We start from the raw sequence: 23,531 nt of genomic DNA on the forward strand, positions 1-23,531 counted from the left end.
CCACACCGCTGGAGGAATTGATAAAAAGGCGTCGATAAAACGCCGTGTAGTATAGCGCGAGGCCGCGTGACGTTCATGCGGTCACGGCCCGTTGTCGCTGAGTCGCGTGTACTCGCGCTGCCAACGCTCGAGCAGCGAGTGGCGCTTGAGGGTGTCGAGCGTGGCCAGCAGGCTGGGGTCGATGGCGATCGGGTGAAGGGCATCGCCAAGGGTCTTGCGTAAGTCACGGGCAGTGCCTTCGCCTTCGAGTGCGGTGTGTACCGCCCCGAGGGGCGTCTTGTCGCGGATCACCTGCTGACCTTGACGACTGAGAAGATAATCGACGAAGCGCTCGGCGGTCTCGGGGTGGGGCGCGCGCTTGGGAATCAGCACCAGGCGCTGTGTCACCAGGGCATAATCGCTGGGAATGACCATTTCCAGTTGCGGGTGATCGGCCACGAAATCGCGTGCATAAGAACCCAGCAAGTTATAGCCGACGGCGTAGCGTCCGTCGGCCAGACCGTCGAGCATTTCGCCGGTGGTATCGGCCAGCGCCGCTTTCACGCCGCCCAAGGCGGCCACCAGTTCCCAGTAGCGCGGTGACATGTGCGCGTCTTCGGTGGCATAGGTATAGCCGGCGCCGCTGCGCCAGGGATCGTAAGTCACCACGCGGCCTGTTAGGCGCTGGCGTTCGTGGGTGAGCAAGCGCAGCAAGGCTTCGTGGCTATCCGGTGGTGTGGCGCCCTCGAGGGCATCGCGTCGATAGACGATGACCACGGGTTCGAAGGTGAAGCCGAACAATTCGTGGCGCCAGCGAGATGCCTGAGGCCACTGCCTGGCTGCGGAGGTGGTCAACGCCTGTGCATGGCCACGGTTGGCGAGTTGGTATTGCCAGGGCATCGCCGAGGACATGACGACATCGGCGGAAGCCTCGTCTTCTGCCAGGAAGCGCCGGTACAACGTGAGCGTGGTCAGGTTGCGGTAGGTGAGGTCGATATCGGGATAGCGCGCATGAAAGTCGGCAAGTAGCGGGGCCATCAGATCATTGTCTAGCGCGCCGTAAATTTCCAGTGGCTGCGCGGTGGCCTCGTGGGCGGCGGCGTAACGCAGCACATGGGCGTCGTCGGCCAGCGCCATGGCCGATAGCATCAAGCCGGTGAGGGCGACGACCCAGTGCGCGAGTAAGCGACATGGCGTGGTCATGGTGTTGAGTCCTCGGTGAAATGCAAGCGCACGCGCAAGCCCTGAGATTCGGCATTCGGGCGTGCCGGCACCAGGGTGAGTCTGGCGGCATGGGCGCGAGCGATACCGTCGACGATCGCCAGCCCAAGCCCCGAGCCTTGGCCGCCTTCCATGCCCCGATGAAAGGGGCGTAGCACCAGCAGGCGTTGCGCCTCGGGGATGCCGGGGCCGTTATCCTCGACCTCGAGACGCGTCGGGGTCTCGCCGACGCGTACCGTAATACGCGATGCGCCGTAGCGGCTGGCGTTATCGATCAAGTTGGCCAGAGCCTCGGCGAGCTGCCATTGAACTGCACGCTGGATGACGGCATGTGACGGTGTCTCGACGCCCAGGTCGATCCCTGCGCGATGACAGCTCGACAGGGCGTCGCGTACGGCCTGCCGCGCGATGTCGCAAAGATCGATGTCGCGGGCTTCCGGCATCGACTCGGGATTGTTGAGGCGCGTCAGGGACAGCAGCTGCGAGGCGAGGCGTGCGGTCTTGTCGGCACTGCCGCGCATGACGCCGAGTGCATCGTGCCAGGCGCGAGGGTCGTTCTGACGCAGGGCAAGCTCGGCGCGTGCCGAAAGCCCCGCCAGTGGGGTGCGTAATTGGTGTGAGGCGTCGCCGATGAAACGTTCCTGGTTGGCGCGCACGCGGCGCATGCGCGCCAGCAGGTCGTTGAGGGTCTCACGTAGCTCGGCGAGTTCTCGGGGGAGAGGCAAGTCGAGCGGTGCCAGAGTGCGCGGGTCGCGGGCGCGAATTGCTCGGCGTAACTGGGTCAGGGGCATCAACGCCATGCGTACCCCGAGCAGCACCACGCCAATGGCCAACATCGCCATGGCGATCAAACGTAGCATGCTGCCCTGGAACAGCGTCTGCGTCAGTGCCTCGCGGCCTTCGCGGGTATGCGCTACACGGACCTCGAAAGGCTGGCGGTCGCGCCACCCTTCGAGTTGCGAGCGCCGCACGCCGAGGCGCAGTGCCATATCGTGCCACTGGATGTTGGTGAAGCGCATGTTGCCTTGGCCGTCATCGATGCGCGGTAGCTCGGCGTTGCCGCTGATGAAGTTGTCATGGGCATCGTAAAGGGCATAGAAGACCCGCTCTTCGGCGTTCGAGGCCAGCATTTTCAGGGCGGCCGGGGGAAGATCCATCCATAATTGGCCTTGCTGGCGTTTGACCTGCTCGGCGATGGAGAGCGAGGCCGACTCGAGCAGTCGGTCGAACGCCCGGTCGGCGGTATCGCGCGAGGCCAGATAGGCTTGAACGAGCATCACAGTGCCCAGAGCCAACATGGGCACCAGCAGCCAGATCAGCAGTCGCCGGTAGAGGCTGGGGGAGTTGACCGGTGGGCTCACGCGTCGCTCTCCAGCAGATAACCCAGCCCCCTCACGGTGCGCAGTGTTAGCGACGAATCTGCAAGACGTCGCCGTAGACGGTGGATATAGACCTCAATGGCATTGTCACCGAGCGTTTCCTCGGCGAAGACGTGTTCGAGCAGGTGGGCTTTTTCCACTGGTTCGCCGGCATGGCGCATCAGGTAGGCCAGCAGGCGTTGCTCGCGGGGCGGCAGTTCGAGCGGGACGTCGTCGAGGGTAAAGCGTTGCGTCAGGGTATCGAAATGCAGCGCCCCGACATGCAACTGTGTGCCGTCGTCGTGCTGACGCCGACGCAGGAGGGCCCGCACCCGGGCTTCCAGTTCGTCCAGGGCGAAGGGCTTGGCCAGGTAGTCGTCGGCGCCCAGGTCGAGCCCTTTGACGCGGTCCTCGATGGCGCCGCGTGCGGTCAAGATCAAGACTGGCGTGTCGCGGTCGTGGCGACGCATGGCATCGAGTATCTCGAGGCCACCACGGCCTGGCAGGTTGAGATCGAGCAGGACCAAGGCATGGCCATGGTCGGGAGCGGCGAGGCGCGTGAATGCGGCGTCGCCGTCCTCTAGGGCGTCTACTCGATAGCCGGCCAGGCTGAGGGCGTCGTACAACGTACTGGCTAGCAGGGCATCGTCTTCGACCAGTAACAGGGGCGCGATGGTTTCGTGGCTCATGACGGATAGTCCTGCAATGCGCGTTGGCTCAATCGTGCCGCGGCTTCTTGCAGGGCGCGCCTCGCCTCGCGGGCGGGCAAGCGTCCCTTGGGGCCGGAAAGGCTCAACCAGTACGCGGTATCGGGGACCGCTTGGCAGATCATCGTCCCGCCCGGCAATGCCAAAGAGGGGTCGCCGTCCTGCCATTGCCAGCGGTAGCCGGGGCGCAACGCATGGCGCAGATCCGTGTCCGGCAAGGTGCTCAAGCGGCATTCCATCTGGCCTTCCTCACATGACAGTAGCGCGGCGGTTTCTCCTGTGTCGTGGCATAAACGTTCGAGAACCGGCATCACCAGGCTGGCCAGCTGGCGCGAGGGCACATGGCGGCGGGCCAAGCGCGCTGGCGTAGCCCCCAGGCGATAGCGCCCGCGGGCATCGCGCTGCACGTAATCGTAACGCTCCAGCGAGCCAAGCAAGCGTAAAAGCGTGCTTTTATAGAGTGTGGTGGCCTCGGCCAGCTCGGCCAAGGACAGGCTTTCATGCTGCGTGTCGAAGGCTTCCATGACAGATAGTGCACGTTCGACAGCTTCTACCCGATCTTGCGCCATGGCGGGTCTCCCAAGGTATTTGTGTGCCGCAATGGCGATATTCAACTTTAGTCTTGAACGGCGGTGCGAGCGTTGACGCTCGCGCATGACACGCCTAGTTTTCTGCTCAAGGGAACGTTGTTCTGCCTTACAGAACTGTAAGGTAAGTGTCAGGTTGCCTGCAACCCATTTCAATTCTCGCTCAAAGGGGATAACAACAATGGCTTTCAAAACGCCGCTCAAAATCGTCATGGCGGCCGCGCTGACACTGGGTGCCAGTACGGCCATGGCTTTCGAACCGTCCGGCAAGGTCGAGTGCATCGCGCCCTCTGATCCGGGCGGCGGCTGGGACTTCACGTGCCGTAGCATTGGCAATGTCCTCGAGGATCTCGACCTCGTGCCGCGCAGCGTGCAGACCATCAATATGGCCGGCGCCGGCGGCGGGGTCGCCTATGCCCATACCGTGAGCAAGCGTGCCGGAGACGAGCAGTTGCTGGTCGCCGCCTCGACGGCAACCACCACGCGCTTGGCGCAGGGCCAGTTTCAGGGCCTGGATGCTGACATGGTCAATTGGATCGGTGCGCTGGGGGCCGATTATGGCGTCATCGCGGTCAGCAAGGATTCCGAGTACGAAAACCTCAATGAGCTGATGGATGCCCTCAAGGACGACCCGCGTGCCGTGAAGTTCGCCGGTGGCAGTGCCAAGGGCGGCTGGGACCATCTCAAGGTGCTGATCGCGGCGAAAGCGGCTGACGTCGACAAGCTGCCGAAGATTCCCTATCTCTCGTACAACAATGGGGGCGAGGCGCTGACGCAGGTGGTGGGTGGCCACGTGGACGCATTTACCGGTGATATTTCCGAAGCGAAAGGCTTTATGGAGTCCGGTGACTTGCGCATTCTGGCCGTGCTCTCTGAAGAGCGCCTGCCCGGCGAATTCAGCGACATTCCTACCGCACGTGAGCAGGGGATCGATGCGCTGGGCCCCAACTGGCGTGGTTTTTACATGCCGGCGGATATTTCCGATGACGCCCGTGAGTACTGGATCGATGCGATGGACACCGTCTACGCAAGCGACGAATGGAAAGAACTCATGAAGAAGAATGGGTTGATGCCGTTCCACAAGAGCGCCGATGAGTTCAACGAATTCGTGAAAAAGCAGATCCAGGATATCCAAGAGCTCTCCAAGGAAATCGGACTGGTTAAATGAAATGCAATGACCGCGTCTTCGGTCTACTGATGCTCGTCCTGGCCGTCGCGTACGGCTGGGGCGCCACTCAGTTTCCCGAACCATTCGGAGGAGGCGAGGCCATTGGGCCCGAGACCTTTCCCATCTTGCTGGCCGTGGTACTCGCGCTAAGTAGTTTGTATCTGATCGTCAAACCCGATCCGGGATCAAAATGGCCGCCGGCGCGCACGGGGCTGGAATTGCTGATCGCCGTGGTGGTGTTGATCGCTTATGTGCTGTTGCTTCAGCCCCTAGGCTTCATCATCACCACGACCCTGGCTGTCGGCACCTTGTGCTGGCGCATGGGCGCCGCTCCAATGCGCGCCTACGCCACGGGGTTGATCGCGGGCATCGTGGTGTATTTTCTATTTACGATCGGCCTTGATTTGTCCCTGCCGCTGGGCGTGCTGAGTGTACTGGAGGGAAGCTGATGGAAACCCTGGGCTATCTGATTGATGGGTTTGGCGTCGCGTTGGCGCCGCACAACCTGATGTTCGCCTTGATCGGGGCCTTTCTAGGTACCTTGATCGGGGCGTTGCCGGGGTTGGGGCCTGCCAATGGCGTGGCCATCCTGATCCCGCTGGCCTTTACGCTAGGCTTGCCGCCGGAAACTGCGCTGATCATGCTGACCTCCGTTTATGCCGGGGCCATGTATGGCGGGCGCATCTCGTCGATACTGCTCAATATTCCTGGCGATGAGCCGGCGATGATGACCTGTCTCGACGGTTACCCGATGGCCCAGAAAGGCAAGGCCGCCGAAGCGCTGGCGATCTCGGCGATTGCCTCCTTCATGGGGAGTTTGATCGCTACTATCGGCCTTATCTTGCTGGCGCCGTTGCTGGCAAAGTTCGCGTTGACGTTTGGGCCTGCGGAGTATTTCGCGTTGTTTGTGCTGGCCTTTGCTACCTTGGGAGGCATTACGGGCAAGAATCCCGTCAAGACGATCCTGGCCGCGGCTATCGGGTTGATGATCGCGACGGTGGGTATCGACAGCACGGGGACCCAACGCTATACCTTTGGGGTGCTGGAGCTTTACGAGGGCATCGACTTCATCATCGCCATCGTTGGCTTGTTCGCGATTTCCGAGTTGCTGTTCTTCATTGAAAGCCGTGCCGGTGGGGGTAAAGGGCCGATGAAGGTCAACAAGCTCTCGCTGTCTTGGAAAGAGATCGGCTCCATTTTCCCGACCACGCTGCGTGGCGGTGTGCTGGGCTTTATCTCCGGTGTGTTACCGGGGGCCGGTGCCTCGCTGGGTAGCTTCATCAGCTATACCCTCGAAAAGAAAATTCTGGGCAGCAAAGGGCATTTCGGCGAGGGCGATCCGCGCGGTGTTGCGGCGCCCGAGGCGGGTAATAACGGGGCATCCTCCGGCGCCTTGGTACCCATGCTAACGCTCGGCGTGCCGGGAAGCGGCACGACGGCAGTACTGCTGGCGCTGCTGATTTCGATGAATATCACCCCTGGGCCGATGATGTTCACTCAGAATGCCGACATCGTGTGGGGGGTCATCGCTGCCTTGTTGGTGGGTAACTTCTTGCTATTGTTGCTCAACATTCCGCTGGTAGGCATCTTCGTCAAGCTGCTCTCGGTGCCGCCCAAGTATCTGCTGCCGATCGTCACTATGGTGGCCTTCGTAGGCATCTACTCGATCAGCAATTCTGCCTTCGACCTCTATTTCATGGTGGCCTTCGGCGTGGCGGGCTATATCCTGCGCAAGTTGGAGATCCCGCTGGTGCCGATTATTCTGGGCTTGTTGCTGGGGCCGGAAATGGAAAAGAATCTCGGCCACGCGCTAACACTCTCCAACGGTGACTGGAGCGTACTCTGGAGTAGCGGCCTGTCGATCACGTTGTGGGCGCTGGCCATCATCGGGCTGGTGTTGCCCGTAGTCGTGGGGCCGATCCTACGGCGTCGCATGCGCGCCGCTCAGGGGAATGTCGATTAACTCGGTCCCCGGTGTCTGATAAGTACGATTTAATTAGTACGATGTGATAAGTACGATGCGTGTTGTTCGCCCCCACCGGTATGCCGGTGGGGGCGAATGTCGTTTACGGCTTCAATGCGGGGAGGAAAGCGCCTGTAGTTCCGCGGCAGGGACACGATTGGCTCCCCAGCTGCGATAGACATGGCCGATCACGCGATCGAGTTCGGCCTGAGGAATATGCGCCAGTTCGCCGTGTTCCAGCGGATCGTAGTGGAAGATATAAAGCCGCGAGGCGAATTGCTCGAAGGGTAGCGACGCCTCGCCGAAGCGCTCGCCGCAACCGGCGGTGCTGACTTTGGTGTCGTCGCCCCAGTCCTGTCCGCTATCGTTGTTGGGATTGAAGAAGTAGGCGCGCATCACGTCCTGAGGGTCCAGATTGACCCGCAGCAGGGTGATGGCGTGCCAGCCGATGAAACGAGCTGCACTGTCGGTCACTGCGATGCCGGCAGGCTGCGGGTGTATCAGCGGCTGATTGCCGTTGTAATACGGATGGTAGCTGGCATAGAAGTGACGCAAGAACGTGTCGAGGTCCTGAAGTTGGCCGGTCTCGACATCCACATTGATACGAAAGCCGCGTCCGGCCCACCAGCCATGGAATTCCGGATTGACCCAGCGATGAGGATCGCCCTCACGGCCTGCACAGCGCCGGCCCATTTCGGCGTAGATGCGGTCGAGATGGGGTACCACGATTAGCGATACCGGGTCGAGATCCAGCGGCAAGGCGGTGGCCACGCCGGATAGGCTGGCCATCGACGACAGCGGCATGCCCTCGAAATGCATGATGATCTCGTCGTCGCGGGCCGCCCAGGCGACCATCTGCAACAGATAGTCAGGGTCGTTATAGGCCCACATCGATAACGCTCGGGCCGACTGGCAGGTCGGATTGTTGCCCTGACCGACGCCCAGCGGCAGACCGAGCATGCACAGCACGCCTTCAAGCAATCGCGCGCGGGGCGCCACGGCGTCGCCATAGGCCATGCGGATACGCTCCTGCGACCAGGCCGAGACCGGTAGACCGATCTGGCGCCACAGCGCGGGCGCGACCGGCGGCTGGTAGAGAATGCCGCGCTCGAGCATTAACGCCAGCCCATACACCGCCTGGGGCGTCTCGGGGAAGATGCTTTCCTCGATGAGTGCCTGAATCAGTTGGCGGTAGCAGAGCAGGCAGTCGCGCCCGGTCGCTGAAAGGCCCAGCGCTTCGGCAAGAAGATGATCGCCCTGGTCGAGCAGGTGGCGCAGCAGTACCGCATGATAGGCCGAGACCAGCCCAGTATCGTGCATGGCGCGGGCGAAGCCGGTGGCCTCGTACTGCAGGGCACCGCTATCCATTGCCTGTAGGCGCTCGAGGTAAATCTCGACACCAGGGTCCTCGCGGGACGCCTGGGTAGCCCCGAAGAGGCTGCTGACCAAGCGGTCGGCCCCTTGGCCGCTGGCGCCCAGATCGATATCGGGATTGGCCTGACAGATGGCGATCTGGGTAATCATGCGTTTGATCGCCTCGACCTGGATGGGGCGCTGCTGAAGGATGCGCCAGATCTCGTCGATCAACTGGTCGATGACATGTTCGTAGCCGATGGTTTCGGCCAGGTGCGTAAACAGGCTACGCGTCAACTGCGCCAAGCGGCCCTGGGTTTCGCGCTCGGCTTCGCTGGGTGCGCTAAACAGCAGCTCGAGATTGAGTGCCAGGACCTGCGTGAGGTAGTGGTGCGCCTGCTCAGCGGAGATCAGCGCATGTTCGTAGCGACCCTGCGCCACGGCAAGCAAGCGCAACTCGCTGAGCGCCTCGAGCACCACGATGTCGCTTTCCGCGCTCTTCAGCGAGTGCACGGTCAACGATGGCACTAGGATCTGCGGTTTGGCCCAGTCGGAACCATCGAAGGTCCCAGCGGTCTCGATCGCTTGGGCGCGCGTGTCGATGGCGGCGCAGCCCCCCGGTTGCAGCATCACCTTGCGAGCGCCGTCGAAGACCCGGCGTAGCTTGCCGGGCTTGGCGAAATCGCGTGCATTGGCGAGGATCTCGACTGCTTCGTCGAGCTTGGCCAGCGCGGCGTCCAGCATGGCGTTATCTGGCGCTTGTTCGTCGTGGCTCGTCACAAGGGCTCCTTTTGCCCAAGAGTACAGGCGTGATTATACATAGAAGTCGAGCTCTTCCTGATGCTTGAGCAAATCTCGCATGGTGTGCGGGTCATCGCCGAAGAAATACAAAAGCCCCCAGTGCGTGCCGAAAGCCGTCCGCTTGGTGACGGTTTCCTCGAGCGGCGCGGTCAATTCATGAGACTCGAAGTAGGGATGATCCTCGGTTTCCTCGGGCATCTGCAGGCGGCTGACCACGCGGCGGCGTGGATAAACGCCGAAACAGCCGGCGACGCCCTTGGCATCGACCACTTCGCGGGGAAAGAAGTCGGTAATCTCCTGCTCGGTGGTCTTCGGATCGAAGGACAGAATCAGCCCCTGGTAGGCATTGAAGCCGTAGGCCCGCTCGAGCAGCTCGAAGACCTTGAAACCGGGCGGGCGGTAGGCGACTTCGCCGAAGTACATCTCGCCATCGCTGGTGACGAAGTATTCCGGATGCACGAAGCCGAAATCGATATCGAAGGTCTTGATCAGTTTCTCGATCTGGCGGGTGATCGACTCGCGGTACCTTTCGAGTTCCGGTGTCGCCGGGACGAACACCGAATATCCCAGGGTCACGTATTCGGAGATATTGAGAAAGCGGATCTTGCCATTGTGGATCCACGCCTCGACGGCGAATTCCCAGCCGTCCAGGTGCGATTCCATCAGTACCGGAAACTCTTCTTCGGGGATGGTATCGACCTCGTCCGGCGTGCGGATCACGCGATGACCCAGGCAGCCCGCTTTGTCGAAGGCCTTGAGGTGGATCGGGTCGTTGGGATCGCCATCGAGTTTGAGCAGCGTTTGGTTGACGCGCTTGAGGAAGCGGATGACGTCTTCCTTGTCGTGGGCTTCTTCGAAGATACCCACGCGTATGCCACCCAATTGCGCGCGGCGCTTCATCAGCGCCTTGTCGCGCAGCAGCAGGGCTTGGCCATAAAGGCGGGGATTGTCGAGCAGCACCGAGTTGATGGCGCCGGCCCACTCGACGGTTTCCTCGTACAGGGGAATGGCGACATCGACGCCCATGTCTTGCAGCGTTTCGGCGATTTCCATCGAACGATCGTTGAGGCGCTCGAAGTTCCATGGCACGTAGGGGATTGCGTGTTCCTGGCAGTAGTCTTCCGCCCACTCGGGGGCCACGACGACATAGCGGCGATCGAAGTTCTCAGCGGCCTCGATGGCATTCAGGCTCCAGCCCAGAAGCGCGATATGTCCCTTTTCGGGGGATTTTTCCATGGTCATTCTCCTTGAACGCGGGAAGGGGCCGTGCCTTTCCAGCCTAGCCTATAATACCGGGTGGGCGCTGGATTGTTTGATGTCTTGCCGACCGGCGAGCACGCTGTTATAGTGCTGCGGCGTTCGAGGCAAGTCATTGAAAGCGCATGGCGTTTTCCTCATGTTCGAACGTTTCGGTGGCGACCTGTAAAAGCGCTCGTCAATCGGATGCACTGTGGTGGCCCTGTCGGTCCTCCCGCAACGCTAAACCGCGAACCCCGCCAGGCCCGGAAGGGAGCAACGGTAGTGGTGGCTGCGTGTGCCGGGATGTGGCTGATGGGGCCGCCTCCAACCTATTGATTTTAAAGGCTTTTTAGCTCTCTGGCTCTCAATAGTAGCCAAAGGGTGATCCAAAATGCCTTCATACCAGCGTTCAAACGCTCCGTACCTGTACCGCTCTCGTCACGGGCTGTTCTACTTCCGTATCGTCGTCCCTGAAGCCATCCGGCCTATCATTGGTAAGCGCGAGATACGCCGCTCTCTACGCACGACCTCAAAGCGTGAAGCTGTCATCCGCTCCAGTGGGTTGATGGTGAACATTCAGAGCGCGTTCGAAAGGGCATATCAGGGAGAGAAGCTAGACACGACCAATAGTCCTATTGGTAATATCAGCATTCCAACAGGTAGTAACGATTTCCCCTCCTATCAGCACGCCTCAAACCAGCCGGTAAGCCTCACACAAGCGACAGCACCACCAGACCCCACCAATCCCCCTCAAGACCTTCCAGCGCCTTCACAGGGGCCGTATCTGTCCGAGATCAACAAGGAGTATCGAGAGAGCCAAGAAAGGGAAGGGGTGTCTTTGAAGACACTGGACGATAAGGAATCCGTAGTAAGGCTTCTTATACGTATCGTGGGTGATATGCCGGTCTCTAGCTTCAGCCTGAACCACGCCAAGACCTTCCGAGAAACAGCCTTGAAGCTCCCGCCACTGGTATTCCGCCTGCTCAAGAAGAATATGAGCCTTGAGAGCATCATCGAGAACGCCGACAAGACCATCAGCGTGACCACGTACAACAACTACGTGAAGTACCTTGTGACTGTCTTTCAGTTCGCTATCAGGGAGGAACACATAGACCGTAACCCCATGCTGGGTATGAAGATCGTTCAGAGGCGCAAGGCGAACACGTACCGGGCCATCTTCACGAACGATGAGCTTGAAACGATCTTCAAAACGGTATCGGTGCTTAGGGAGAAGGCCAAGCCGTTCAAGTATTGGCTTCCTTACCTTGGGCTCTACACAGGGGCAAGGCTGAATGAGTTGTGCCAGTTGTACTTGGAGGACGTGAAGACCATAGACGGCATTCCTTGCATCCATATAAATGAGAGCAAGCCCGACCAGACCTTGAAGACCTTCCAGACGGAACGGGTGATACCGATTCACTCCAAGCTGATAGAGCTAGGATTCCTTGAGTATGTCGAGAGACAGCGAGCCAATGGACACGAGCGGCTATTTCCTGAGTTGGTCAGACATAAGAAGCATGGCTACTCGGCGGCACCTTCCAAGTGGTTTGGGCGCTTAAGAGAACAGCTAGACTTGAAAGATGGGGACCAGAAGCGGGACTTCCATAGCTTCAGACACTCCGTAGCGGACCATCTCAAGCAGAAGGGTGTAACAGAGGCGCTGATTGGCGGCATCCTTGGGCACACGACAGGCGGTATCACCATCAATCGGTATGGTAAGGACTTCAAGCCAAGCGTGCTGAAGCCTGTCATTGAACAAATCGAGCTATGAGGGGTAAGCACCATGCTGGCGACGACCATGCTTCTAGCTGCGCTCACAATCCCTGTGGAGCCGGGTAAGAATCCGTATGATGTAGCCTTGGAATACTGTCAGGATAAGGGAGGGCTTGCCATATATGCGCCCCATGGCGATGTGGTGGATTTCAGTTGTGGTAATGAGCCTTCCAAGGTAATTACAATAAGCGTAAACTAATAATTTATGGAGGTATCGTGAAGGCCAAGCTACATACTAACTGGCGGACCTACACTAAGTTGAGGGAGCAAGGGCAAAGATGCCTTGATTTTAAGACCGACAAAAATAGGTATATTTGCGCTCTCTATGCGAGAATAGACAGCCTTGCTGAAGAGACTTTAAAGCTACTAAAAGGGAACTCAGGGACGGGGGCTCCTGTTCTGTTGAGGTCTGCTTATGAAGCTTATGTTGATCTTGTTTGCATAGCTAAGGACGAAGACCATGTAGAGGACATGAAGTTACGTTTTTACAGCCAAGAAAAGCGGTTCTACAAAAACTACAGTTCTGACAACCACTACATGGCGAATGTGACGGAAGAAGAAGCTAGGCGGAAGGTTGAGCATTTTGAGGGACTGCTAAAAAATAAATCACCATTAAACCTCCGAGATAAGTTCAAGAAAGCTGGAGAGTTGAAAGAATATTATACAGTTTATCATGTGCTTAGTGGTAGTAGTCATGCGTCAATAGAGTCGATAGCAGAATTTTTCAGTGAAAATAGAGAGGTGCTCTTCGGCAGGTCGGTGGATGATGGGCTGTATAATTTCTATTGCTTAAGTGCTATTAACCTTGCCTGTGCTGCGCTTATGTATACTCTTGACTCTCAGAACACAGGGGAACAGTTGGTAAATGAGTTGCGAGAGAACATTCAGCGAGCCATGAAAACCGCAGAGGCGACAGTTTGAATTCTCTTAGCACATATTTTATCGATGCCGATTAGAGTATAATGGGGTTAGCCAAAGCCCGCATGCCCCCTTTAAAATCAATCGTATAATTCTATTGATTGCCAGTATTTCATAGTCATTCTATATAGACTTGAATCCTAACTATTTTACCTTGACGAGACTTTCTAACAATTCCATTTTGACGCTATTTTGATTTGTAATCCATCAGTGCAATTCGATAGTCAGAACCCATATACATTCAAGACTGTCTTGTTAATAGTTCTGCGGATAAGGCTTAATATCAATAACTTATGGGTTCGTGTAACAGCCATTATGTTAAATGCGTGATTTCTAAATGGGTAAATGGCTGGTCCTGATTGCTGGAAGATAAGGGAGTAACTTGAAAGGCGAGAGGTCAGGGTATTGACGGTAGTGGATGATTGTGAAGGAGATTGGAAGGGTAGAGGGATTAGATAAAGTTATTGATGAGGAGTATTTGGTAAGTAATAGTTATAGCTCCTAGGCAAACAAATAAAAGAAGACAAAGAAGTAAGACAAGCTAAACTTACTAACACAATCACCAATCACTCTAAGCCTCAAGGGTACAAGTATTTAATAAGTATCTGACACTATCTTTAGCAATAAGCAAACACCAGAAATCAAAGTATGCTGAGCATTGACCACTTCAAGGCTTATTTTGACGGCTGATTGTAAGAAAATTGAAGCTCAAGATTACCATTCGTGCCTTGAAGTGTATTTGAGTGGTGCTAGAACTCCCTGTGAGTCCACATGCTATTGGAGCTTCAGTTCCTAAACGTAACATGCTAGACAAAAAGAAAGCCCAAACACCAAGGTAGTGAGTGGGCTTAAAGGGTCTTACAACGTTGGTGCTGTAATATCAGGGGCGCTACCAAGACCAGAAAACTGAAACTTGAAATGCTTTGGTCCTGAGGCTGGTGTGGTGTAATCCATCCATCCTTCGGCCTGATACCATTCTCCATTGGCGTACATTATCAAGCTTCCATCCTGTTGGTCTTTAGGAACATCAGGGAAGTTTGGATACTCTCTCAGATATAAAACCTTGTAGTCCTGTGTGTAGTATTGACCTGCTTGTGTGAAGGTCAGGTTGTTTCCACCACTGAAGGGCTGAAGGTTGCCACGAGTAATGTAAGGCTCGCTATAGCCTTCTACATAGTCGCCAATCTCATTGTAATAACTGGCAGACATATAGAGAGCAACAGGTGTCCTGTAGAATGATCGTCTCATGTTGAATCCTTATAGTTTCGTCTAGGAGCTAAAGTTTCACTTATAATAGAGTTGAGCCACCAAGGGATTGAAGGCGCTTGTTGTCCTTACTTACCCTGATAGGGCTGATTAAATTTCCCTTGGTAAGCTGGTTGTAACAATCGGAAAGGGTATCGATAACGTCATCGTGCGCACCGTTGTTCTTGTTACCATCGAAGGCTTCAAGCTCTCGATAGTTGTCTGAACTGAATACGCCTTTGACAATGAACACAGAACCTTCCTGAGCGGCAATCATGAAGTCCTGGGCTCGGTTCAGCTTGGATGCTCTGGTCTTACAAATAACGGCTCTGTTGCCTTGTGCTAGGAGGCGAGCTTTCTTGCTCTGTGCTACTTGTTTCCCTGAAGCCCCCGCATCCTGTGGGATACCTTGGTAAACGTCTCTACCATCCCTTCGAGCGGTATCGAGCATTAGCTTTTCAACGTGTGCGGCACGATCCCTCATGCTTTCCATATCGAGAATGTAAAAGCAACCTGATTCCTTGTCATAGCTACACTTGATACCACGAGTCCAGTCAGGGTCAGGGTAACTCTCACTTGGAAGTGTGCCCGCAATATCCCAACAGCGCATTGTAGGAGCATCCAAAGGAACATCGGACAATGACACTTCCTTGAAATGATCGCGCCTTAGAAAGCCTTCTGAGCCTTGTGTGGCGAACCAATTACCTAGAAGTAGTCTTTCACGCTCAAGGCGTTTCATGTTCTCAAGCTTGAACACATAGTCAGGCTGGTGTTTGACCATATAAGGGTTGTCATAAATGTTCGCAGCGTAGAACACGAAGGAAAGGGCGTGTTTCTGTGCCTCAGTACCGTAAAGGGCTTTGATTTCTTCCTTAGTACTGTAAAACTCAAAGTTCCCGTTGATTTGGAGCATGTAGGTTGTCACACCATCCATATCAGGATCGGGTAAACCACTTTCCAATAGATACCCGCCTTTCTGAAGCCATTCACAAAGGAAGCTGTCACGGTCAGGGTTACACGTCATTCTTAGTTGGTGCTTCCTATCACTCTGAGAGCGTAGGCGAGAGGTGAGATACCACACGTCAGACTCGTCACACTGAGCGGCTTCATCAACCAACCATTCAGTAACCTGTGTCCCTTGCATATCGTCAGTGTTGTTATTCAGATAGTGGGCTTTCACAAAGGAACCTGAAGGAAAGCGCCAATTCATTTCAATAGAGTTGCTGGTAACACCATGGGGCTTGAACAGTTTGTTTCCTGTCTCCCATAGACTGCCAGCGCCTTTAACCATTCGCTGTGACTTCCTCAAGATGCCCGCTACATAATCGGAATCGTACAAGGCAGCCTGAAGAATCCTCATTAATGAGAGCTGGGATTTGCCACTTCCGGCAGCGCCACCGAAAACGATAATGTCATTAGTTTCATCGTTCAGATAGAGTTCATGTTTCTTTGAAAGGGGTGCGATAACCGGGATTTCTGATAGGGATTCTTGATTATGGTAAAAGGTATAGTTTCTTGTGTTCTTTCTTGGCATTATTCCTCCTTGTATGTGTTCTTATGCGGCTTTCTAAGGGCTTTGAATAACTAATTGGTATGGATGCCTTGATATGGATATTCAAAAGCCTGAGAGAGCAACACAAACGGATATTAAAGGCATTAAAAAAGGGAGAAGGGCTTTAACCCAACTCCCCCTAGGCTGTAAGCCTTGACGGCTCACTATGTTTCGAGCAATAGTAAGTCCTATACAGACTTGGAATCCGTTTCCTTATCTGTACTTGATTGGTTCAACAAAGATTCAGGTAGGAGCTATACGCTCCGATGGGAAAACTTACTAAAGCTCTAACAATTAAGCGGCTGTACCAATGGAGAGTTCCACTGTTGCGCCAAACTGTTCAGCAACGATCAGGCTGTTCTGTTCGCTGGAAACTTCAACATAACGATCGCGCGGATCGCGGAAGCTACGGGCGAAACGACGAGCGCCACCATTACCAAGACCGCCAAGGGTGCTTTCAGGACCGAAGAAGGCGCGTCCCAGCTTGGTACGGGGAACCAGTACACCGGCTTCAGGTGTCAGTACATCGACGGTAGAACCATCGGCTTTCTGGAAGCTGTCATCATACTGGACCACTGACACGTTACCCATTTGGAACATGCTGTAGCCATTGGCGACAGTACCAAGTTCAAGACGAAGCGGGTTATTACCGCTATTGTCGAACTGATAAGCCTGTTGAACATCGCTAGAGCCGACAATGTGGTCGAACATATCGACACCAGCAAACAGGATATAACCACCGATACGGCCACCGTTGGTAAGGCCAGCCTTGGAAACTCGCTGTGCTGCGCGTAGGTCAGCGGTCAGGGAACCATCGTTAAGCGCCTGAGTAGGACGAGAGACGCCAAATTCAGTAGCCATATCGATAGTACCGTAGTGGTCTGTATCAACCTGTCCGGTCAGAGTCATAAGCGCCTGAAGATATTCTAGGTGAAGCTCATGATGTTCCACTTGGACTTCGAGTTCTTCAGCGACAGCCTGAGCAACGGTTTGTTCGCTCTGCTGGTCGAAGCCACGAATACCAGCCAGACGCTCGCGGCCAATGGTGCGAGTAACGGGGTAGTGGGGTAGTGCCATCGTATGCACATCATACGGACGTTCACCAGTTACGTTCTTCTCGGCGACATTCCGAAGATGGTCTGAGAGGACGTGGAGGTTATTATCACGAACGTCAAAGCTAATCGCGTCACTACCTACCATCTGTTCACGATAGAGCCCGAGAGAGCCGAATAGGCCCGGCTGCGGTTTGATCTTGTTGATCGCCTCAGTCTGTGACTGGACTTCAGTGTTATTCAGAATACTCATTAATTATTCTCCCTGTGTCTGTTTTATTTGTTGATTACAACGATGCCTTTGGCTTCAAGCTTGCTGTTCACGTCAGCCACGGTAGCGTTGCCATAAATAAGTGCCTTGCCATTAACAGTGCTTGGATTGCCACGAGTCATTACACGGCAATGCTTGGTGCCTGCCGGCTTGTCTTCGGCAAGAATCCCTAGCACATTGGTAGTTGAACCATTTACGGCACTACCAGCGGTAGCCATAACGGTTCCTGATTCGAGAGCGCCACTAGCAGTAATCTCGACTTCATCAAACGGGACTTCATAGTCTCCGTTAAGCTGGGCAAGCCAGCCTTCATTCTGTGTTACATTGGTTTCAATCTTAGCCATTGATCATTCTCCATACTTTTGTTCAAGGATTTGGTAGACGTAATCTGTTTCGTCTGTTTCTTCTTCCTGCTCTGGTAGGTCTTCAACGTTATCGGGGTCTGAGTCCTGTTCGAATGATTCAGGGTTGTCCAACACGTTATTCAATTCCGTTTCTTTGGCTTCGATAAGCTCATAGAAGGTTTCAGCGTGTTCCGATTCGTTGAGTGCCATGAAGGCGGGAAGAAGTTCTTCGACAAGTCTGTCTTCGTACAGGAAGGATTTAATACGTTGCCTTGTCTCTTCTTCGATTTGAGCAAGGTCTTTTTCATCTTCGGTATCTTGCTCTTCCTGCTCTGGTTGTTTCCGTTTAGGCTTTCGGTATTCCTGTAGTCGCTTCAGGATGCTCATTAATTATTCTCCAAAGATGGCTTCAAAGTCGCTCCAATCCTTTCTGTCTGTGTTTAGGAGGATCGGAACAGGTGTCTTTTTGACCCGGTTACGCTTGAGGATGAGAGCGTCGAGACGCTTTTCTAGGGTGTCTATATTGGCTCTGTTCTCACTTGCGTCACCGATACGCCACCTTTCAGGGGTTAACGACAACTGGTTAATGATCGTCTCAAGGGCTGCTATTGCAGCCTCATACACGTCCCCTTCGTTGTCCTGAAGGAACCAGTCATAGATATTATCTGGAAGATACTGGTCGAGTTCTTCAGTAGCCGTATCACCAGTTAGGAGGCGTGTTCTTCCAATGTCTGTGTTTGGATCAATCATCGAATATCCTCCAATCGTGGCTGGTCATTGGCTGAAGTAGGAGCGCCGCCTTTCTCCCTGAAGAAGTCTTCAAGCTTCTCACCGGGGTTTACACCGCCAGCCGTTAGCAGACGTTGCCAACCTGAAGTGAACGTATCCCAATCAACATCTTCGATTTCTTCAAACTCAATATCAGGTATGTTACGGCTGGTGATTCCGTTCAATTCGAAAGCGGTTCGAATAGCTTTCTTGAACACACCAGCGATTGAATCTTGAATAGACTTGGCGAATAGCGTTAGCAAGTAGGTCTTTGACTCTGAAAGGGCGAAACTCCCCGATCCGCCGCCTTCCTGTCCGAGACTCAATAGCATTGATTGGAGAGAGAGCATAATTTCACGGTTACAACGTTCAATGGAGTCATTTACGCGATAGTCGTTACTAGTATCACCACCAATGGTGTCTACCTGGAACTGCTGCTGGCCGCCTTCGTACACGTCTGAGGGCACGACAACATAGCTTGATTTCCCGGCGTGCATCATCTCGGCTTGTTGCAATAGCGAATCAACGTAAACAGCTTCATCGCTGGCTGGCTCTGTCAGGTACTTGGTAATGTACTCTGACGGGAGAGAAACACTCAGGACGCCAGACAGGTTCTTAGCGGTTCCGATTAGGCTGTACTCCCGGTACACATTCTTCTCTTTCCAAGCCGTGTAGCAGCCTTTCAATAGACTCTGACCAAGTGGGGAATCCTGAGAAGGCTGAACGCTGAATAGAAGCAGCTTGGAGCCGTCAATCTCTTTCTGTTGTTCCTCGACACGCTCGATAAGGCCATCATTCTCGGCTGGATCGAGAATAACCTTTTCAAGCTCACCACGATTGAACTGAAAGCGGTTCACTGTGCTCAGGTGAATAGGGCTGAATCCTTTGAAGACTTGATAACCGTCTACACGCTCAAAGACCATTTCCTGAAGGCTTGAACCGTATTCGAGACAGCTAAGCACATGGTACATGAAACGCTTTATGTCATATGGAGAAAGGTTATCGAGCGAAGTATTGAGAGCGTCGATTACTGCCTTCTCTCGTGTAGTGCTTTTGGGGTGATACTTAATTTTGAATTTCTTGGCTAGGACTGACTTGATAAAAAGCATTGAACCTGAAATAACAGGGTCGAATCCCATGTCGTGGAACGTGCGGAAAGCATTATCGATGCTCAAGTCTTTCTTTGTCTCACGGAGAATCGTGTTTTCTACGTGAATTGGGGTTGTCTCTTGTGTGGTGAATTTCACCATGATGTTAGGCTCCCTGTTTTGTTAGATCGTTGTCGAGCTTCCCTCGCCATCGTTTGAAATCCATGTGCCACCCGCCGCCATGGTGCTTGTACTTTTGAGAATGCTGGTACAGGTAATAAAGATCGTCGGGGTGATGGTCGAGCATGTAACGTAGGTATTCACGAAGCTCAGGGCTTGGTGTCTCTGTCAGCATTCTGTTGCTGAAAACGTGTGCTGGTATATCGTCTAATTTCTGGTAGGGCTTTTTAGCCATTTTCAAGACTCCCTTGCTGGTAAACCCCACAACAAGGGGTGAGGAATAATAAAAAGAAGGCGGGGGCTACCCGCCCTGTATCTAAGGACGCTAGAAGGAGAGCGACTTTTCGGAGGGATGAAAAGAAGTGATAAATATAAATTAGCATTGAAGGAAAATGCTGTAGAACCGCAACTTTCCACTAAGTATCATCGTAAGGCACGATGAACCACGAAATAGGTAGAGCGACTTACAAGGAGGTGCCGACAATGAAATGCCCCCATAACATTGCCAGTTTAGTTGTAAGCCGCTCTAGGGAAGTCATGCAAGGTTAAGACAAGCATGACTAGAGGCCAGCGAAAACACGGCTCACAACACCGTGTACAAACTGAAGACAATATTCGCTGGGCTTGGGTAGGGAGACTAAAGCAACTCCCTAGGAGGGGCTGGCAGCCAATATTGACACGAAAAACCGCCAGCTAACATCTGAACGGAGGCAACCATTCAGGTGAAATCAAGTAACTCTTGATATTGCGTAGTGCAATAGAAATCTTTCTTTGAAGTCTCGGACAGGCCACGGATGAGATACCATTTGTGGATGGCTTGTTCTCTCGTGAGTCTGTCACTCTGTTTCCAGCCGTATGCTGGATTTACCACGATCCTAATATAACCACGAGGAACTTCATCGTTACCCCATGATGTTTCATACTCTATCAAGTGATCTATGTTCCGTAGGGTGCGATTAATATTGTTGATTTTGCAGCCGAATAGTTCACACAATCCCTTGCGAGTCATTAGAATGACGTTCTCATAATCAATTTGATCGACTAGTAAGGAGATCTTCTTATATTCTCCCTTGGTGAACTTTGCGGTGTTACGTTTGTTCATGAAGCTATAGAACTTTGAAGCACTGTGAATCTTCAAGCAATCGTTAATAATCTGAGGGGAGTTATCCCCGGTAGACTGACTTTTCATTGGGCCTCCCCTGTGTTGGTGTGAAATAAACGAGCAAAAGCGGCCATCCCAAATCAATGAGATGGCTGGAAATAAGCTAGAAGGAGATATAGAGGAAGGTGTTTTTTGCTTTCCTCCATCTTATAAGTATGGTAACAGAACTTTGCCTAAATGTCAATACAAATGAGGATGTTTATCATTTGTAAATATATAACAATACGGTCACTGCGGGGCCTGTGAGTGGTTGTGAGTAGAGTTAAAACGATGCAGTCGGGAAGTTTGTAAAATTCATCTACGGCGCTTGTGTAGGCCGTGTGGAGTTAATAGGGGAGGGTGTTCTCAACGAGTTGCAGGGCTTCGACAGGTATGGCATACGGCTGGCAGTGCTTGAAGGTGTTTGAAACATTATTGAAGGGAAGGCACGGGTAAGAGTGCATCGTACATCGTGCCACTCGAAAGGGAGCTAGAAACTAGAAACTTGTCGAGATTGCCGCAACGGCAGGGCTTCGACAGGGTGTAACCTCAATTGTCGATTGACAATCACTCTCATCTGTGCTACATTGAAGATGTAAAGTTGAGATTTAACCACAAACCGGATTGACCACTACGGTCATTGCCGGCTTCTCTTGTGTCTGCTCGACTTGCATCAGGCTTAGCTTATTAAACACTGTCACTTCAGCTTTTGACTGGTGGGTATAAGTTGTGCCTGAAATCTCACTGAGTCTTGTCGAATACTGCCGCAAGGCAAATGCTCGACAGGGATATTTAATACGTATCGCGTGAGCACAACGGTACGGAGTGAAACGACTGTGTTCTTCATGTGCCATCTACCGATACATATTCAATAACACTGAAGATTTTCTTGAAGGGTATTTGAGTCGTGAGGGGTCTTACCTCACTCATTTCTTTTCTTCGATAAATCTTCAATACCATGGCAAATTTGCAACACGGTTATTCCAACTGTGGGAGACGCTATGCCTAAAATATAAGAAGGAGCTAATTAATGACAGAACATACCGATGTGTATCATCCTGAAGATATGCCAGCACTCAAGGCAAGGCTTACAAGGACCAAATCAAGGAACTGTATTGTAGCCTTCGAGACTCTTGAAATCGAACTTGATAATTCACTGGGAATTGATTTAAATAAATGCGACCGTAATTCAAAACGTGGCCCAAAGCCTTCTAGTATCACGAATGAGGTTCTGGATTTCATGTGGTGTTGCATGGAAGTTTCCGACATTCCTGATGAAGCCTTGAACGTATTGGAGGGTGTGGCAAGGCTCAATTGGTATTCAAGGAAGCATCGCTCAGACAAGATCGTTGCTCCGAATCCAGTTGTCGAATGCCCTGTTGTAATGACTTGGAGAGTCTTATTTGATAAATGCGACCGTAATTCAAAACAGGAGTTGAACGCGGCTTTCACGGTCAGGAAACATGATGATGACGGGGAGTGGCTTCTTTCACCCGCTGGTGTGACAAGGAACGAATATCTTCGTGGTCTGTGGCAGTCGAAAAATAACGCTGACAGCCTGAGTGTCCTTTCCATGCTCTATTGCTTGCGTGAGCTTAAAGAAATCACAACCAAAGGAGTTCAGCAGGTTATCAATGTCGGTGAGAGGCAGGCCAGACGCTACAAGCAGGCTCTTGGCTTGTGTATGCCTTATTTGGTCGAAGCCTACCAGAGCATAGCGCCAGAATTTGATGCTGGACTGGTGAGAGAGGTTGAGCGTATCGAAGAACAAGTAATATTTTCAGAAGCCGCATAAGCAATAATTCCAAGTCAGATAGAGCGGGAATGACTTGGAAGACCAAAACTCTAGCTACACATAGGGCGAGAGCGCCCGCACAAGCCACACAAGGGCTTTCAATGGGGCAAGCAGGGCCTTCCTACCAGTAACCCCTTACAATGGCTCATGTGAACTTTGAGTGACTCAGGAAATTAAATAGCTATTGTAATGTCCTACGTATGTTGTTCATGGGGCGTTCACACATACCTTGCCACATGCTGTCTAAATAATAGTTTTGGCTTTCTTCTTCCCACCATGTGTTTGCATCGTCTAGTAATTTTCCAGATTTTTCTGTTTCGATATTAGCTGCGTTTACCGTTTTCGATAATAGTATTAAGGAGTCGGGGGCCTTGCCCGTTTTATGTCCAATGATGGCGCATGTGTATAGAACGGATATGGAGGTTCCTTGTTTGAATTCTTCAGTTATGTAAGAGGCAGAATGACTGACGGCAGGAAGCAGCGAGAGTAGGACGATGGCTAAGGTTTGCAATTTCATAGCGTACCTATCGGAATGTTTTTGATTTGGCCTAGGTGTAAACCATGGCTTATCAGGCATCAAGCCCCAACTAAAAGCTCTTATACAGCCCGTGAAGGCAAATGAGAATCATTAGATATTAAAGGAGGATCGACCACATGAGTTTTCCAACCACAACTGACTTTGAAAAGCATGGCGATATAGCCGTGAACACCAACAGGAAACCGACCAAGCGTTTCAAGCGTGACAGGGAAGAACGGAGGGATCGATTAGGAGGGCTAGGGCTGTATTTGGGTTGCTCCAAAGACCGTAAAAAAGAGCGATAATGAGAACCATTCATGACGCTTGAGGTGGTCCAAAATGGTGGTCCATTCAGGGTGCCCCTCATGCCTAATTCTATGGTAAGCTGTAGATAGGTCTTCACGGACAGATAGCTAGAAAAGTCTTTTTTATCAAGTTGTTAAGGTGTCGCCATTAATCGGAAGCCAATCGGTATTTTTGGCTAATAATGTGCCGGGATGTGGCTGATGGG

21 protein-coding genes and 1 other RNA gene are annotated in these 23,531 nt (G+C 53.2%); 7 read left to right on the forward strand and 15 right to left on the reverse strand.

The window, feature by feature from the left end:
- Window positions 1–81 precede the first annotated feature (81 nt).
- The 4 genes from KZO83_RS04410 to KZO83_RS04425 are packed head-to-tail and all read right to left on the reverse strand — an operon-like array spanning window position 82 to window position 3,834.
- Window positions 82–1,182 (reverse strand): ABC transporter substrate-binding protein, encoded by a 1,101-nt coding sequence (locus KZO83_RS04410; protein ID WP_247619890.1) that lies wholly within the window; start codon window positions 1,180–1,182, stop codon window positions 82–84.
- Entirely contained in the window at window positions 1,179–2,561 is a 1,383-nt protein-coding gene (locus tag KZO83_RS04415; RefSeq protein WP_247619891.1) for a sensor histidine kinase, read from the reverse strand. The genes KZO83_RS04410 and KZO83_RS04415 overlap by 4 nt, the downstream gene beginning before the upstream one ends.
- Complete coding sequence (locus KZO83_RS04420) at window positions 2,558–3,247, reverse strand: response regulator transcription factor (RefSeq protein ID WP_247619892.1); 690 nt, start codon at window positions 3,245–3,247, stop codon at window positions 2,558–2,560. The genes KZO83_RS04415 and KZO83_RS04420 overlap by 4 nt, the downstream gene beginning before the upstream one ends.
- Window positions 3,244–3,834, reverse strand: coding sequence for a helix-turn-helix domain-containing protein (locus tag KZO83_RS04425; RefSeq protein WP_040243857.1), 591 nt, complete (start codon window positions 3,832–3,834; stop codon window positions 3,244–3,246). Before KZO83_RS04425 ends, KZO83_RS04420 begins: the two co-directional genes overlap by 4 nt.
- 199 nt (window positions 3,835–4,033) lie before the next feature.
- Between KZO83_RS04425 and KZO83_RS04430 the strand changes: the two genes are divergently transcribed.
- From KZO83_RS04430 to KZO83_RS04440, 3 genes are read left to right on the forward strand one after another with little or no spacing between them, the layout of a single operon-like run.
- Window positions 4,034–5,020 (forward strand): Bug family tripartite tricarboxylate transporter substrate binding protein, encoded by a 987-nt coding sequence (locus KZO83_RS04430; RefSeq protein WP_178998069.1) that lies wholly within the window; start codon window positions 4,034–4,036, stop codon window positions 5,018–5,020.
- Window positions 5,017–5,469, forward strand: a complete 453-nt coding sequence (locus KZO83_RS04435; protein ID WP_178998070.1) for a tripartite tricarboxylate transporter TctB family protein — start codon at window positions 5,017–5,019, stop codon at window positions 5,467–5,469. Before KZO83_RS04430 ends, KZO83_RS04435 begins: the two co-directional genes overlap by 4 nt.
- Window positions 5,469–6,983: a tripartite tricarboxylate transporter permease gene (locus tag KZO83_RS04440; protein WP_247619893.1), complete on the forward strand. Its 1,515-nt coding sequence runs from the start codon at window positions 5,469–5,471 to the stop codon at window positions 6,981–6,983. The genes KZO83_RS04435 and KZO83_RS04440 overlap by 1 nt, the downstream gene beginning before the upstream one ends.
- 111 nt (window positions 6,984–7,094) lie before the next feature.
- Here KZO83_RS04440 and KZO83_RS04445 read toward each other — a convergent pair whose 3' ends face one another.
- Both KZO83_RS04445 and KZO83_RS04450 read right to left on the reverse strand, forming a co-directional pair.
- The gene (locus KZO83_RS04445; protein WP_247620181.1) at window positions 7,095–9,080 is read right to left on the reverse strand and encodes a hypothetical protein; all 1,986 of its coding nucleotides are present in this window, start codon (window positions 9,078–9,080) and stop codon (window positions 7,095–7,097) included.
- A gap of 69 nt (window positions 9,081–9,149) precedes the next feature.
- Complete coding sequence (locus tag KZO83_RS04450) at window positions 9,150–10,373, reverse strand: ATP-grasp domain-containing protein (RefSeq protein WP_247619894.1); 1,224 nt, start codon at window positions 10,371–10,373, stop codon at window positions 9,150–9,152.
- A gap of 224 nt (window positions 10,374–10,597) precedes the next feature.
- On the opposite strand from KZO83_RS04450, the gene ffs reads away from it, so the two are divergent.
- The 3 genes from ffs (at window position 10,598) to KZO83_RS04465 (ending at window position 13,070) form a co-directional block, all read left to right on the forward strand.
- Window positions 10,598–10,694, forward strand: an RNA gene (ffs, locus tag KZO83_RS04455) — signal recognition particle sRNA small type.
- 73 nt (window positions 10,695–10,767) lie between these two features.
- Window positions 10,768–12,147, forward strand: coding sequence for a site-specific integrase (locus KZO83_RS04460; protein WP_247619895.1), 1,380 nt, complete (start codon window positions 10,768–10,770; stop codon window positions 12,145–12,147).
- 218 nt (window positions 12,148–12,365) lie between these two features.
- Complete coding sequence (locus KZO83_RS04465) at window positions 12,366–13,070, forward strand: DUF5677 domain-containing protein (RefSeq protein ID WP_247619896.1); 705 nt, start codon at window positions 12,366–12,368, stop codon at window positions 13,068–13,070.
- Between the two features lie 855 nt (window positions 13,071–13,925).
- On the opposite strand, the gene KZO83_RS04470 is transcribed toward KZO83_RS04465, so the two are convergent.
- The 9 genes from KZO83_RS04470 to KZO83_RS04510 form a co-directional block, all read right to left on the reverse strand.
- Complete coding sequence (locus KZO83_RS04470) at window positions 13,926–14,315, reverse strand: hypothetical protein (RefSeq protein ID WP_247619897.1); 390 nt, start codon at window positions 14,313–14,315, stop codon at window positions 13,926–13,928.
- Window positions 14,316–14,355: 40 nt separating this feature from the next.
- Window positions 14,356–15,846 carry a terminase large subunit domain-containing protein gene (locus KZO83_RS04475; protein ID WP_247619898.1) on the reverse strand — a complete coding sequence of 497 codons (1,491 nt, stop codon included), beginning with the start codon at window positions 15,844–15,846 and terminating at the stop codon, window positions 14,356–14,358.
- A gap of 312 nt (window positions 15,847–16,158) precedes the next feature.
- Window positions 16,159–17,169 (reverse strand): major capsid protein, encoded by a 1,011-nt coding sequence (locus KZO83_RS04480; protein ID WP_247619899.1) that lies wholly within the window; start codon window positions 17,167–17,169, stop codon window positions 16,159–16,161.
- Window positions 17,170–17,192: 23 nt separating this feature from the next.
- Complete coding sequence (locus KZO83_RS04485; protein ID WP_247619900.1) at window positions 17,193–17,531, reverse strand: hypothetical protein; 339 nt, start codon at window positions 17,529–17,531, stop codon at window positions 17,193–17,195.
- Window positions 17,532–17,534: 3 nt separating this feature from the next.
- On the reverse strand, window positions 17,535–17,918 hold the full coding sequence (locus KZO83_RS04490; protein WP_247619901.1) for a hypothetical protein: 384 nt from the start codon (window positions 17,916–17,918) through the stop codon (window positions 17,535–17,537).
- A gap of 3 nt (window positions 17,919–17,921) precedes the next feature.
- A complete protein-coding gene (locus tag KZO83_RS04495; protein ID WP_247619902.1) occupies window positions 17,922–18,281 on the reverse strand; it encodes a hypothetical protein in 360 nt (119 codons plus the stop codon).
- Window positions 18,278–19,549: a phage portal protein family protein gene (locus KZO83_RS04500; protein WP_247619903.1), complete on the reverse strand. Its 1,272-nt coding sequence runs from the start codon at window positions 19,547–19,549 to the stop codon at window positions 18,278–18,280. Before KZO83_RS04500 ends, KZO83_RS04495 begins: the two co-directional genes overlap by 4 nt.
- Window positions 19,550–19,553: 4 nt before the next feature.
- On the reverse strand, window positions 19,554–19,802 hold the full coding sequence (locus KZO83_RS04505; RefSeq protein WP_247619904.1) for a hypothetical protein: 249 nt from the start codon (window positions 19,800–19,802) through the stop codon (window positions 19,554–19,556).
- 483 nt (window positions 19,803–20,285) lie between these two features.
- Window positions 20,286–20,756 (reverse strand): hypothetical protein, encoded by a 471-nt coding sequence (locus KZO83_RS04510; protein WP_247619905.1) that lies wholly within the window; start codon window positions 20,754–20,756, stop codon window positions 20,286–20,288.
- A gap of 982 nt (window positions 20,757–21,738) precedes the next feature.
- Here KZO83_RS04510 and KZO83_RS04515 point away from each other — a divergent pair.
- Entirely contained in the window at window positions 21,739–22,503 is a 765-nt protein-coding gene (locus tag KZO83_RS04515; protein ID WP_247619906.1) for a hypothetical protein, read from the forward strand.
- Window positions 22,504–23,531 lie beyond the last annotated feature (1,028 nt).

It is taken from the genome of Chromohalobacter moromii (assembly GCF_023091865.1).
Classification (GTDB): Bacteria; Pseudomonadota; Gammaproteobacteria; order Pseudomonadales; family Halomonadaceae; genus Chromohalobacter; species Chromohalobacter moromii.

What these genes read in the sequence shown, in the direction of transcription:
- KZO83_RS04410 (WP_247619890.1), bottom strand. Translation starts at nt 1,182, where the DNA reads ATGACCACGCCATGTCGCTTACTCGCGCACTGGGTCGTCGCCCTCACC.
- KZO83_RS04420 (WP_247619892.1), bottom strand. Translation starts at nt 3,247, where the DNA reads ATGAGCCACGAAACCATCGCGCCCCTGTTACTGGTCGAAGACGATGCC.
- KZO83_RS04425 (WP_040243857.1), bottom strand. Translation starts at nt 3,834, where the DNA reads ATGGCGCAAGATCGGGTAGAAGCTGTCGAACGTGCACTATCTGTCATG.
- KZO83_RS04430 (WP_178998069.1), top strand. Translation starts at nt 4,034, where the DNA reads ATGGCTTTCAAAACGCCGCTCAAAATCGTCATGGCGGCCGCGCTGACA.
- KZO83_RS04435 (WP_178998070.1), top strand. Translation starts at nt 5,017, where the DNA reads ATGAAATGCAATGACCGCGTCTTCGGTCTACTGATGCTCGTCCTGGCC.
- KZO83_RS04440 (WP_247619893.1), top strand. Translation starts at nt 5,469, where the DNA reads ATGGAAACCCTGGGCTATCTGATTGATGGGTTTGGCGTCGCGTTGGCG.
- KZO83_RS04445 (WP_247620181.1), bottom strand. Translation starts at nt 9,080, where the DNA reads ATGCTGGACGCCGCGCTGGCCAAGCTCGACGAAGCAGTCGAGATCCTC.
- KZO83_RS04450 (WP_247619894.1), bottom strand. Translation starts at nt 10,373, where the DNA reads ATGGAAAAATCCCCCGAAAAGGGACATATCGCGCTTCTGGGCTGGAGC.
- KZO83_RS04460 (WP_247619895.1), top strand. Translation starts at nt 10,768, where the DNA reads ATGCCTTCATACCAGCGTTCAAACGCTCCGTACCTGTACCGCTCTCGT.
- KZO83_RS04470 (WP_247619897.1), bottom strand. Translation starts at nt 14,315, where the DNA reads ATGAGACGATCATTCTACAGGACACCTGTTGCTCTCTATATGTCTGCC.
- KZO83_RS04475 (WP_247619898.1), bottom strand. Translation starts at nt 15,846, where the DNA reads ATGCCAAGAAAGAACACAAGAAACTATACCTTTTACCATAATCAAGAA.
- KZO83_RS04480 (WP_247619899.1), bottom strand. Translation starts at nt 17,169, where the DNA reads ATGAGTATTCTGAATAACACTGAAGTCCAGTCACAGACTGAGGCGATC.
- KZO83_RS04485 (WP_247619900.1), bottom strand. Translation starts at nt 17,531, where the DNA reads ATGGCTAAGATTGAAACCAATGTAACACAGAATGAAGGCTGGCTTGCC.
- KZO83_RS04490 (WP_247619901.1), bottom strand. Translation starts at nt 17,918, where the DNA reads ATGAGCATCCTGAAGCGACTACAGGAATACCGAAAGCCTAAACGGAAA.
- KZO83_RS04495 (WP_247619902.1), bottom strand. Translation starts at nt 18,281, where the DNA reads ATGATTGATCCAAACACAGACATTGGAAGAACACGCCTCCTAACTGGT.
- KZO83_RS04500 (WP_247619903.1), bottom strand. Translation starts at nt 19,549, where the DNA reads ATGGTGAAATTCACCACACAAGAGACAACCCCAATTCACGTAGAAAAC.
- KZO83_RS04505 (WP_247619904.1), bottom strand. Translation starts at nt 19,802, where the DNA reads ATGGCTAAAAAGCCCTACCAGAAATTAGACGATATACCAGCACACGTT.
- KZO83_RS04510 (WP_247619905.1), bottom strand. Translation starts at nt 20,756, where the DNA reads ATGAAAAGTCAGTCTACCGGGGATAACTCCCCTCAGATTATTAACGAT.
- KZO83_RS04515 (WP_247619906.1), top strand. Translation starts at nt 21,739, where the DNA reads ATGACAGAACATACCGATGTGTATCATCCTGAAGATATGCCAGCACTC.